This window comes from Xylanibacter brevis ATCC 19188, assembly GCF_000621725.1.
GTDB classification, from domain to species: domain Bacteria; phylum Bacteroidota; class Bacteroidia; order Bacteroidales; family Bacteroidaceae; genus Prevotella; species Prevotella brevis.
Genome location: NZ_JHXM01000008.1, coordinates 158,466 through 171,086, shown reverse-complemented (window position 1 = coordinate 171,086; position 12,621 = coordinate 158,466). Strand labels below are relative to the sequence as shown.

Here is a 12,621-nt window from a genome sequence, read left to right as displayed (position 1 = left end):
TGGGCGTTGCCAACAAGTTGCAGTCGTGTATCCTGGAGCAGCTGATGGAGGGTAAGAAGGTGCAGTTTGGCGACCTGGGTACATTCTATCTCTCTACGCACACCACGGGTGCCGACTCTGAGGAGGAGTTCAACCTGGCGTCCAACATGCGCGGAATATACCTGCGTTTCCAGCCCAGTCGCATGGACTTGAACGACCTGACGTCGAAGTCGCTGAAGAAGCGTGCCTCGCTCCTCAACGTGAAGGAGTTGGCGGGAATTGAGACCGCGAGTCAGGGGGAGAATGAGGACTAACAGACCCCTCCCCGACAAACCCATCCCCTCCCTTCAAGGGGAGGGGCTAGGGGTGGGGTCTGTAACTCCATTGGCAGTTAGAACAACACTGACCCCACCCCGACCCCTCCCCTACATGGGAGGGGAGGGGCTGCGCAAGGTTCAAGCTAAGAAAACAACCGCATGTAAAATCCGTATCGCTCGGCTTTGCCGCTTTTACAAAGGCGGAACGCCGACTAAAAGAATCCGTAGGCCTTTAAAAACAACCAAATTAACCGAATAATACCATGAAAAACAAAATTGAAACTTGGAAGTTTATCGTGCAGACCATCATCGCCATCCTCACGGCGATCGCCACTAGCCTCGGCGTGGCAAGTTGTATGAATTAGCCCCTCCCTTCCGCTGAACTCCCCTCCCTTCAAGGGGAGGGGCTGGGGGTGGGGTCTGTAACTAAACAATATTCCGCTGATTTCTACGTAGGCACTCCCCTCCCTTCAAGGGGAGGGGCAGGGGTGGGGTCTGTATCTCCATTGGCAGTTAGAACAACACTGACCCCACCCCCGCCCCCTCCCCTACATGGGAGGGGAGGAAAAAAGCGACCCCTCCCCGACCCTCCCAAGGGGAGGGGTCAGAAATAAGAAAGTCTCCCCCTTGGGGAGATTTAGAGGGGGTCGGTTTGCGCCATAGGCGCACCACCTCTCACTTCTCACTTCTCACTTTAAACAACAAAGCAGCGCACCCTGAATAGGTGCGCTGCTTGTTGTTTAGGTGGGGATTATTATTGTTTCCGAACCGGCGGCTTAGAAATTGTAGAAGAAACCGAAACGGAAGGTGTTGATGCCGAAGTCCTCAAGCAGACTGATGTCGTGACGACAGTGGCTGTGAGCAGGTGCGGCAATGTTCCAAGAGAATACGTTGTTGGCCAGAGCCACGATGCTCCAGTTGTCGGTGATGTTGTAGGCAACGCCAGGAACAACATTCAAACCAAAGTTGTTGTTGGCATCAAAGTCGTCAGTCTTAGAAGTGCCAAAGTAAACACCACCATCTACGAAGACCTTGAGCTTGCCGATCTGGGCAAAGTCGTAGCGCAGATAAGGATTAACGGTGATATCTGTTGTGCTAGTTGTGCCAAAGACATTCTCTTCTTTACCATAGCCGTAGTTCAGACGCAGACCGAAGCCCAGCTTGTCGTCCAGCTTCATACCCCACTCAGGAGCGATGTAAAGATCGCGATTGTTGTTACCATCGGTAGAAAGACCTGCGGTACCTCCAACATACATGTCTTGTGCGTTCATAGTTGCGGTTGCAATCATGGCAACCAGAGTCATTACAATCTTTTTCATTGTTAGATAATTTTTTAATTAAACTTAATGGGCCCCTGCCTAGGCAGAAAGGCTGATTGATTATGTTTTCGGCTGCAAAAGTATAAAAAACTTTTCAACGCACAAAAATTTTCTGCTTTTTTTTGCTTTTTCCATCAATTCTTTGTTGTTTTCTTGGCAGTTTCAGTGGAAATACGTATCTTTGCACGTCTAATAAACATTATTGTAATAATGAGCAAACAAATAAAATTCATTGCAGGTCCCTGCGTGATTGAGTCGGCCGAGCTGCTGGATGTAGTGGCAGCGAAACTGGTGGACATCAACAAGCGTCTGGGCACGGACATCATATTCAAGGCCTCGTTTGACAAGGCCAACCGCACTTCGATACGCTCTTTTCGCGGCCCTGGCATAGACAAGGGGCTGCAGATGCTGAGCGACGTGAAGTCGAAATACGGGCTGAAGATACTGACCGACATTCACGAGGCGTGGCAGGCAGAGCCTACAGGCGAGGTGTGCGACGTCATTCAGATACCCGCCTTCCTGTGCAGGCAGACGGATCTGCTGGTGGCAGCAGCAAAGACGGGGCGCACGGTGAACATCAAGAAGGCGCAGTTTCTGGCTGGTCGCGACATGCGCTACCCCGTGGAAAAGGCGCGCGAGGCAGGCGCCGAGGAGGTGTGGCTGACGGAGCGCGGCAACATGATGGGCTACGGCAACCTGGTGGTGGACTTCCGCAACATTGCCGACATGAAAGAGATTGTGCCCACGGTGGTGATGGACTGCACGCACAGTGTGCAGCGCCCTGATGCTGCAGGGGGCAAGACGGGTGGCGACCGTCGCTTCGTGCCCGCCATGGCGCTGGCTGCCAAGGCCTTTGGTGCCACAGGCTATTTCTTCGAGGTGCACCCCACCCCCGACGAAGGTCTGAGCGATGCAGCCAACATGTTGGAGCTGAACAAATTGGAGGGCTTGATAAAGGAGCTCTTGAAGCCCACGGAGGGATAGATTGCCTACGGATTTTACGGATTATACGAATTAAATAAAACGATATGATTACGTTGGTTCGGAGGCTGAAAAAAAATCCGTAAAATCCGTAGGCAAGAAAAAGACCAGCGGAGGGAGAAAAACTCCTACGGATTATACGGATTACACGGATAAAATGAATCGAAATGATTACGTTGAGTTCGTAGACAGAAAAAAAATTCCGTAAAATCCGTAAAATCCGTAGGCAAGAAAAAAAAGAAAAGTTGATATATAAAATATGTATTCGATAGAGGAACTCAAAAAGAGATATGACGAAGCGACCTACAAAATAATAGGTGCAGCGATGGAAGTACATCGCCATCTGGGATGTGGTTTCCTTGAAGCAGTATATGGAGATGCTCTTGCTATTGAGTTTGCAAATCGTAAAATACCATTTGAAAGAGAGAAATTAGTAAATATAAAATATAAAGACGTAACACTAGCACACTACTATGTTGCAGATTTTGTCTGCTTTAACAGCATCGTCGTTGAACTGAAAGCTGTTGCAGAATTGAACAAGACCTTCGACTCGCAGGTGCTAAATTATTTAAATGCCACAGGATATGAAAGCGGACTATTGATTAATTTTGGGGAACTAAGCTTGAAGCATCACAGATTCTTCAATACCTCCAGAAGGAATAACAAGATGGATCCGTAGGGAGAAAAGACCGCCAACGGAGGGATAGACCGCCTACGGATTATACGGATTACACGGATAAAATGAATCGAAATGATGCGTTGAGTTCGTCGGCTGAAAAGAAAATTCGTAAAATCCGTAAAATCCGTAGGCAAGAAAAAAAAAGAAATCCGTAGGCAAAAGAGAGACGAATCGTAACATCCGAAGAAATAAAGAAATGATGACAACGATAGAATATGGAATACAGGCCATCAAAGACGAGGCCGAAGCACTTTTGGAACTGATTCCGAAGATTGACGATAACTTCGAGAAGGCTGTGAACCTGATGTACGACTGCAAGGGAAAGGTGATCGTGACGGGCGTGGGCAAAAGCGGACACATCGGCGCCAAGATTGCCGCCACGCTGTCATCGACAGGCACACCGGCTTTCTTCATCAACCCGCTCGACGTCTATCATGGCGACCTGGGCGTGATGACACATGAAGACGTGGTGGTGGCTATCTCCAACTCTGGCCAGACAGACGAGCTGCTGCGCTTCATCCCCATGGTGCTGCACATGCAGATACCCATCATCGGCATGAGCGGCAACCCGCAGTCGCTGCTGGCCAAATACTCTACGTGCCACCTGAACGTGGGCGTGAAGAAAGAGGCGTGCCCGCTGAACCTGGCACCCACCAGCTCTACCACCGCCACACTGGCCATGGGCGACGCGCTGGCCATCGCACTGATGCAGAAGCGCAACTTCCGTCCGCAGGACTTTGCCCACTTCCACCCTGGCGGCGAACTGGGTAAGCGTCTGCTCACCACGGCGCAAGACGTGATGCGCGAGGACGACCTGCCCATCATCAGCCCTGATATGCATCTGGGCGAAGCCATCATTCTGGTGAGCAAAGGCAAGCTGGGGCTGGGTGTGGCCACGGTGGACGACAAGATCGTGGGCCTCATCACCGACGGCGACATACGTCGCGCCATGGAGCGCTGGCAGGCAGGCTTTATAGACCATACCGTGAGCGACATCATGACACGCGAGCCGAAGACGGTATCGGCAGAGACGAAGATCTCTGAGATACAGAGCATCATGCAGCGCTACAAGATACACTCGGTGCTGGTGGTCAGCGAGGAGCGCCACCTGCTGGGCGTCGTGGATCACTACTCCTGCATGCTATAACACACACACCTAATTTCGATTAGAACTCTATTACTACTATATGAAAGGAATAAGAAAAATCTGCACCACACTGTTGCTGCTGTCTGCACTCCTGCAGACGGCCGCAGCTGCAGAATACCTCTATAAGAAACTGGAGGCAAGAGACGGACTGACCTCGAGCCAGATCAACTGCATCCTGAAGGACGACAGAGGATACATGTGGTTTGGCACGCCTGCCGGCCTCTACCGATACGACGGCTACACGTTTCGCCACTTCCAGAGCGACTCGCAAGACGGATCGTCGCTGCCCGACAGCTACGTGGAGAGCATCCAGGCGGCACTCTCGGGCGACCTGTGGGTGAAGACCTCGGCAGGCTACTGCATCTATCACCCCCAGACGGAGAACTTCGAGCGCGACATGCGACAAGTGTTCAGCAAGCTGGGCATGAAGAGCACTCCCAACATCATCTACATAGACCGCCACAAGAACCTGTGGGGCTATCAGCCTGGCAAGGGCGTGTTCTGCTACGACATGCAGCAGCAGCTGCTCTATGAGTTTGGCTACACCAACGACGCCACTGGCATCCCCCAGGGCGACATCTGCTCCATCGGCGAATGCAACGAGGGCGTCATCCTCGTCTATACCGACGGCCGATTGGTGTGCTGCGACGTCATGGTGAAGCAGCGCGTGGTGTGGAAGAACCAGGACATCGCCCTGCAGCGACTGCGCCACTCGAACACGCTGCGCGTATATACCGACAAGAAAAACATCATCTGGCTCTACGGACAGGGCACCCTGTTCTGCTACGACCGCAAGCTGAACATCTGGGACACGCACATCGGCGACCAGCTGGGACTGACAGGCGGCAATGCCGACTATGCCGTGAGCTCCGTTTACAGCGACAAGAACAAAAACGTGTGGGTGGGCACCAATCGTCACGGCTTGGTGCACATCGACGCCGTGAGCCACACCATAGAGCCCGTACAGCTGAAGAGCATGTCGCCCATGCGACGCATCAACGACAACATGGGCGTGAAGAGCGTCTATATAGACAACACAGGACTGCTCTGGATAGGCACCGCCAAGGCTGGTGTGGCCTATATCGGCGAGAAAATCTATAAGTTCCAGTCGGAGCTCATCGGCGACGTCACCGCCATGGCGCAGGATGCCAACGGAAAGGTGTGGTATGGCACCAGCGACAACGGCCTGATTGACTACGACGGACGTCTGGCCAGCATGAAGGTGTCGGCAATGGCCTACACCAACGACGGAAGCCTGTGGGTGGGCTCGAAGCAAAACGGACTGACGCGCATCTTCAACAACACGGCCATCATCTACTCTACGGCCAACGACAGCATCCGCAAAACGCTGATTGATGATCACATCAACGACCTGTGCACGGATAAGAGCGCCAACCTCTGGATAGCCACCGACGGCGGTTTGCAGATGTACAACCCACGCATGAACCAGTTCTCTAACTACACCAAGGAGAACGGAAAGCTGAAGACCAACTCCATCACCTCGCTCTTCTACGCCTCGAGAAACCGCCTGCTGATAGGCTCCTCGGAGGGCGTCTTCATCATGAACATCTCTACAGGCGAGATGACCCACCTGGTGGGCAATCAGAGCAGCATCGTGAAGTTCACCAACAACTATATCACGGACATCTTCGAGGACTCCAGAAAACTGTTGTGGATAGGCACACGCGAGGGCGTGAACGTGCTCGACATGGAGACCGACAACATGACGCAGATCACAGAGAAGATAGGTCTCTGCAACAACAACATCTGCGGCATCACCGAAGACAAGCACCACAACATCTGGATCACCACCAGCAATGGCGTCTGCCGCATCGTCATACAGCGAGATCACGAAGAGGGCACGTTCAACTACGGTCTCTATAACTACGACCACAACGACGGATTGCAGAGCGACGAGTTCAACCCTGGTGCCATACTGACGCGCACCGACGGCGAAGTGGTGATGGGCGGACTCTACGGCATCAACATGGTGCGACCAAAGACTAAGGGCGACACTGAATCGCTGCCACAGGTCATGCTGACACAGCTGTTTATCGGCGACGAGGAGATACTCACAGGACATGAGTACGACGGCAACGTGCCACTGACCAGTGCGCTCAACGAGATAAGCCGACTCTCGCTGAAGAGCAGTCAGAACACATTCACCATCAAGTTTGCCGGCGGCAACTACAACCAGAGTGAGCGCCTGCAGTTCATGTACTGGATGGAAGGACTGGATCACGACTGGAAAAACGGTGACGCACTGAAACATGGCGTCACCTTCACCGACCTGCCCAGCAAGACATACATCCTGCACGTGAAGGCCATGAATGCCGACGGACAGATCAGCGACCAGGAACGCGTGCTGAAGATCACCATCGAGCGCCCCTGGTACCTGCAGTGGTGGATGCTCATCATCTACGCACTCTTGCTGGCGAGCATCGTCTTCATCTGGCGCAAGGGCTGGAACGTGCTGAGGGCCTTGTGGGTGAAGAAGCACGCCATCCTCAGAGAACTGGCCGTGCAGCGCGACGAGATCAAGGCTGCCAGCGACGACCTGCGTCAACCCATGTCGCGCATGACCTCTATCATCATGAACCTGGCCGAACTGGACAGCACGCCCGAGGAGCGCGAACAGCTCAACGCCCTGCACTCGCAGATGCTGACCGTCATCACGCGCGTCAGCGACATGCAGCTGGCACTGGAGCATCCTGAGGAGAAGGCACAGCAGGTGGTGAACAAGAACTTCGAGCTGGGCACCATCTCCGATCAGCTTTCGCTGCCTGAAATGGTAGAAGAGGAACTGACCTCTGAGATCAGACCCACGCAGGATCTGCCCACGTCTAAGTTCCGCATCTCTTTCGTGGACGACAATCCTGAGTTTATCAAGTTCATCAACAACCGCCTGCGCTACATCTACGACTTCCACCCCTACGACAACGTGAGGAAGGCTCTGGCCGACATCGAGGTGGTGCAACCAGACTTGATTGTGTGCAAGCAGGATATGCCCGAGATGAGCGGCAGCGAACTCTGTAATCAGATCAAGATGCACCACACGATGAACAAGATCAAGTTCATACTGATGACAGACATGAAGTTGTCGTACAACGAGATGATGAACCAAAACATCACGATGGCTGCCGACGACTATCTGCCTAAGCCCTTCAATCTGAATGAGGCCGTGATGCGCATCAACAAGTTGCTGGGCATCGGACCTATCGAGCTCGACTCTAACCTCATCGAGGGTGCCGAGACGCGCATGCTGGAGGGGCGCAACTCTAGTATGACCACCGCCACCGAGAGTGCCGACTACGAGACGGCTAGCAAGCATGTGGACATCGACGACGAGCTGAAGACGGTGTCTATTGCCGTGCGCAATCACCACGTGGAAGGCAGCGACGATGCCTTCATCATGGGCAACGAGCAGGAAGACGACAGCATGACCTACAACATTGACCGACAGCTGATCAGAAGCATCGAGCAGTATGTGCAACAGAACATGAGTCGCGGCACGATCAATCTTGAGGAAATGGCTGCCGCAATGGGAATGGGCATGAAGCCCTTCTTCCAGAAGGTGCGCGACATCACAGGAAAGACGCCTGCCGAGGTGGTGCGCGACCTGCGACTGAAGAGTGCCTGCGTACTGCTGCAGCGCACTAATATCAACATGAGTGAGCTGGCATCCAACATCGGTATTCCCACTGCCGAGCACTTTATTAATATGTTTAAAGAACGATTCGGTATCTCACCATCAGAGTACCGCATGAAATACAGACAATGACAAACAGACTCACAGGCATAAAGACGAGAGGCCTCATCATGGTGGCACTCGCCTTTTGCTTTTCTACAGCACAAGCACAGCAGAGCGGCACGTCTTCAGACTCTCTCATCTACCAGCAGCTGAAGGACTACGGCATCCGCTTCTCTCACGACAACAGCATCAAGGTGATTATGTCTGGGCAGGAGAAGTTCGACTGCTTGTTTCAGGACATACGCCAGGCGCGCCACAGCATCCATCTGGAGTATTTCAACTTCAGAAACGACTCGATAGCCATGCTGCTCTTCGACATCCTGAAAGAGAAACGACGCGAGGGTGTGGAGGTGCGTGCACTGTTTGATGCCTTTGGCAACGACTCCAACAATCAGCCCCTGCTGAAAAAGCACGTAGAAGCGCTGCGCAGCGACTCAATAGATATCTGGGAGTTTGACCCCATCAGGTTCCCCTGGGTGAACCACATCTGGCCGCGTGATCATAGGAAAATAGTAGTCATCGACGGCAAGATAGCATACACTGGAGGCATGAACGTGGCCGACTACTACATCAAAGGCACAGAGCAGGTGGGGGCCTGGCGCGATATGCACTGCCGCATAGAGGGCAACACCGTCAACGACCTGCAGCATATCTTTGCCAAGATTTGGAAGAAGACTACCCAGGAGGATATCAGCCAGAAGGCGGAATACTTTCGTGGTGAGGATGCTGGCAACAAATGTATTGGAATAGTGAACCGTGAGCCTCGCACCACCAACGACGTGATGCGCTATTTCTACGTCAACGCCATCGACGACGCCCAAGACTCAATACGCATCATCAACCCCTACTTCACCCTGCGCCCCTGCATCACGAAAGCGCTGAAAAGGGCCATCAAGCGCGGCGTGAAGGTGGAACTGATGATATCGGCCAAGAGCGACATCCCCCTGACGCCCGACTGTGCTTTCTACAACATGCATCGCATGATGAAGAAAGGGGCCCATGTGTGGCTCTACCAACCAGGCTTCCACCACTCTAAGATCATGATGGTAGATGGGAAGTTCTGCACCATAGGCAGCACCAATCTTGACGCACGCAGCCTTCGCTTCGACTACGAAGAGAATGCTGTGATCATCGACAAGGAGACCACCCGTGAGCTGGACCATATGTTTGACAGAGACAAGCAGGAAAGCGTCTATATGACAAAGGAGGTGTGGAACGAATTCCGCACCCCCTGGCAAAAGTTTCGTGGATGGTTCGCCTATCTGCTCAGCCCACTCCTTTAATCGCAATCAGTGTCCCACGCAGATGGTATCTAGCATCAGGTGCACTTCTGCATCGCCGATGCCCATCGCGGCGATGAGCTCTTCTTCGTACTTAAACTCTCGCTCGAAGTCCACATGCTTTTCATTCAAAGCACGGAAAATGCTGGAAGCATCCAGTGGCTTTCCCTCGAACCATAGGCAATAGCCATAGTTCAAGGTGTCTTGTACGTTGGGCGTCTCAGTGGTGAGCAACTGCGAGAATATCTTTTCCGCCTGGTCAAACTTGCGATTGACGGTGAGGCCCCATGCGAAGACGCGCTGTATCTCGACGTCGTCAGGATAAAGATAAGACAACTTATAAAGCAGTTTCATGGCCTCCTCATAGCGCTTCACGTGAATGAGGCACACGGCATCGTTGAGCTGATAGCCCTTGTTGTCAGGATGCTCTACCAGCAGATCCTCGTATATCTTCATCGCGCCCTCATAGGCTCCCTCTGAGAAATAGGCTCTGGCCAGGGCTGCCATCGCCCTTTCATCGTGTGGCTTCAGGCTGAGCGCCATCTGATACTGGTAGGAGTTGATGCGATCAAAGTGGCGCAAGATGCTGCCCTTCAACATATAGAACTGATAGTCGCGCAACGTTTCACTGCAGTTTTCCAACACGCTCTGGGCCTCCTTATAGTAATGATGCTTCACCATGAAGGCGGCCACCTCTACGAAATGGCTCTCCAGCGGCGTGTCCCTGAACAACTTATTGCCAAAGAAGGCATACTCTATAAGACTGGCGTCTGACGAGAATGGATTCTGGAATTCGTTGCGATAAGGGAAGAGCATGAAGAAACGATAGAGATTCTGCAGATAGAGTCGGCGAATGAAAGCAGGATTGCGCTTCTCCTCCTCAGCGATTTGTCCGCCTAGGATCACAGCAGAAGCCTCGCCTTCGTTGATCATCTTCAGCATGTCACCAGGCAGGCGCTGATACACCTGGTCGAAAGCCAACACGAAGGAATAGAGGTCGCTGTCGCAGAAGGCACTCACCTTGATGAGGTTGTGCAGCACGCTCTTGGCCTTTGAGTTGTTCCATATCTGACTGATCGTGGGATGCTGCGGATAGAAAGGCATGAACCAGTTGAGTACATCATTGAAGAACGGGAAGCGCTTCATCTGAGAGAAACCACTGAAGAAGATGTCTGAACCCTGCTTCTGCATGTCTATCATCTTCTGCATGCTCATCTCCATGCGCTCCATATTCTGCTCGGCAGCATCAGGATGCAAGATGTCTTCCAGGGTGTCGTCTTCTTTCTGCTCTACCCCATGACGCGTGATGCGCAGATTATTGCCTGCCATCAGGTCGGGCATGATCTCGTTTTGTATCTTCTTGCTGTCGCTCTCTACATCCATGCAGTACAGCATCTGCATCTGCAACTCGGTGATCTCCTTGCAGCACTTCTCGTCGCTGCACACCTCGCGAATCACATCCTTCATCTCTGTATAGAGTAACGCACGCTCGGCATTCATTGAGAGCACCCATCCCACGAGGGCACGCTGGCGCAGTCGTTCGTCGGTGGCCTTCTGATAGACATGCATCAAGACCTTGAACTTGTTAGGTCCGAATGCATTCATAGCAGATATGGTGATGGCACTCACAATCAACTGCTGGTCGTTGATATCTATCGTAGGCGACAGCAGGATATCTTCGAAAGCGTCTGCCAGACAATCTTTCCACAGGCGTGAAGTCAGGATATAGTCGAAGAGGTCGTGCATCAGGTCCTGATGCTCCTGATAGATTAGGTCGAGCTTTGCCTGACGCGTATGTGGGGGTTCCAGTTCCAGAACAGTTATCGTAGAAACAAACGTTTCGAGATCGTGTTTCAGATTAGACATAGCCCAATCTTTTCTGATCTGGCGTGGGCGATTATACAGGGAATTCAAGAAAGAGCTATTGCGAATGCGCTGGTGTATCATCACATTCACAGTGAGCATATACAGACGGCGCAGCAACTTGTCGTACAGTTCTGCACGTTTGGTATCGGCAAACCCTCGTTGCCAGTATTCTGCCATCAACTGATAGTCAGACCTGATGCCAGACAGTATCTCCATATCGCGCATGCCGGTGTGCGATAGCAGATAATTCTCAAGTTCGTCAATGGCTTTACCTAATCGTCGATTCTCGATAAGTCCGATAATCGCATTTAGAGTTTCATTTTGTTGCATTGTTTTTGGTTTGTTGGTTTAGGTTTCGATTCAACCAGTCTTTTGCTTTCTTTACATCGGCATCGCGAGGAGGCGTGATGTGATGATAGGTCAAGTTGGCTGGCAGCGAATCGCAGATTGTCTCGTCTGTAAGACAATACTGAGTGATTATAGTTTTGTAGTTTTTTAGTCCTTTAGTATTGAGTGAGTCGCACGCCATATTATAGGCCTTTACAAAGGCTTTCATCTGGCGCTGACGCATGGTGTCTTGTTGAACAATGGGATTAAAGGCCATCACGCCGAGTTGTATGTCAAGGTCGCGACTGTCAAACAGCTGGCGATGCTTCTTATTGTGTGCCTCTGTTGCCATTGGCTCTGGCAAGAAGAGGGCGTCCATCACGCCATTACGCAGCATATCCATGCGCACTGTCACGTCGTTGACCTGCACGCGAAAAACATACTCTGACTTGAGTTTGAGGCTGTCCACCAGGTAGTCGATCAGGAAATCCGTACCTGAATAGCGCGTCATAGCCACCATCTTGTCTTCCAACTGCTTCAGGCGGGCAATACGAGCCGTGCGACTCGTGATGAGTTTCCAATAGAGGGTCGTGGAGGAAACATAATCCAGGGGAGTGCCTTTCAGCCTCAGATGCTCTGCTCGCACCAAGTCGGTGACAAGTCCCTCTACCCTTCCTCGCTGGAAGGCTGTGTCTTGATCCATCTGAGCCGTATAGCTAAGTAATCGAACATCTACACCTTCACGCTGGAACATGCCATGAGCCTCAGCAAGAAACAGCGGCATACAATCGAGAGTTGGCATCACGGCTATCTTCAAAGCCAGCGAATCCTCCCTCATCTTCTGCAGCAAAGCCTCTTGCTCAATTTGTTGTTTTTCTTCGGTAGAAGACGAACAAGCATAAACCAACATGATTGCTAGTATATATATATAGGTGTATTTCATCACTTATTTCGATTTTGTCGCAAAAGTAAATA

At 52.0% G+C, this 12,621-nt stretch carries 10 protein-coding genes; 7 read left to right on the top strand and 3 right to left on the bottom strand.

The window, feature by feature from the left end:
• A partial coding sequence (locus tag T433_RS16635) for an HU family DNA-binding protein (RefSeq protein WP_487237257.1) occupies positions 1 to 293 on the top strand: 293 nt, incomplete at its 5' end.
• A gap of 266 nt (positions 294 to 559) precedes the next feature.
• A complete protein-coding gene (locus tag T433_RS16440; RefSeq protein ID WP_155808395.1) occupies positions 560 to 661 on the top strand; it encodes a smalltalk protein in 102 nt (33 codons plus the stop codon).
• Between the two features lie 411 nt (positions 662 to 1,072).
• On the opposite strand, the gene T433_RS0105770 is transcribed toward T433_RS16440, so the two are convergent.
• On the bottom strand, positions 1,073 to 1,615 hold the full coding sequence (locus T433_RS0105770) for an outer membrane beta-barrel protein (RefSeq protein ID WP_027455191.1): 543 nt from the start codon (positions 1,613 to 1,615) through the stop codon (positions 1,073 to 1,075).
• Positions 1,616 to 1,813: 198 nt separating this feature from the next.
• On the opposite strand from T433_RS0105770, the gene kdsA reads away from it, so the two are divergent.
• The 5 genes from kdsA to cls all read left to right on the top strand — a co-directional run bounded on the left by kdsA (position 1,814) and on the right by cls (position 9,456).
• Entirely contained in the window at positions 1,814 to 2,599 is a 786-nt protein-coding gene (gene kdsA / locus T433_RS0105765; RefSeq protein WP_282706092.1) for a 3-deoxy-8-phosphooctulonate synthase, read from the top strand.
• 256 nt (positions 2,600 to 2,855) lie between these two features.
• Positions 2,856 to 3,275: a GxxExxY protein gene (locus T433_RS14770; RefSeq protein WP_044109302.1), complete on the top strand. Its 420-nt coding sequence runs from the start codon at positions 2,856 to 2,858 to the stop codon at positions 3,273 to 3,275.
• Positions 3,276 to 3,471: 196 nt separating this feature from the next.
• Positions 3,472 to 4,422: a KpsF/GutQ family sugar-phosphate isomerase gene (locus tag T433_RS0105755; protein WP_027455189.1), complete on the top strand. Its 951-nt coding sequence runs from the start codon at positions 3,472 to 3,474 to the stop codon at positions 4,420 to 4,422.
• A 40-nt stretch (positions 4,423 to 4,462) separates the two neighbouring features.
• Positions 4,463 to 8,203 carry a two-component regulator propeller domain-containing protein gene (locus tag T433_RS0105750; RefSeq protein WP_027455188.1) on the top strand — a complete coding sequence of 1,247 codons (3,741 nt, stop codon included), beginning with the start codon at positions 4,463 to 4,465 and terminating at the stop codon, positions 8,201 to 8,203.
• The gene (gene cls / locus T433_RS0105745) at positions 8,200 to 9,456 is read left to right on the top strand and encodes a cardiolipin synthase (RefSeq protein WP_052342141.1); all 1,257 of its coding nucleotides are present in this window, start codon (positions 8,200 to 8,202) and stop codon (positions 9,454 to 9,456) included. The genes T433_RS0105750 and cls overlap by 4 nt, the downstream gene beginning before the upstream one ends.
• Before the next feature lie 6 nt (positions 9,457 to 9,462).
• On the opposite strand, the gene T433_RS0105740 is transcribed toward cls, so the two are convergent.
• Together T433_RS0105740 and T433_RS14765 are read right to left on the bottom strand one after the other, a co-directional pair.
• Positions 9,463 to 11,649 (bottom strand): tetratricopeptide repeat protein, encoded by a 2,187-nt coding sequence (locus T433_RS0105740; RefSeq protein WP_155808394.1) that lies wholly within the window; start codon positions 11,647 to 11,649, stop codon positions 9,463 to 9,465.
• Positions 11,636 to 12,589: an ABC transporter substrate-binding protein gene (locus T433_RS14765; protein WP_044109299.1), complete on the bottom strand. Its 954-nt coding sequence runs from the start codon at positions 12,587 to 12,589 to the stop codon at positions 11,636 to 11,638. Before T433_RS14765 ends, T433_RS0105740 begins: the two co-directional genes overlap by 14 nt.
• Positions 12,590 to 12,621 lie beyond the last annotated feature (32 nt).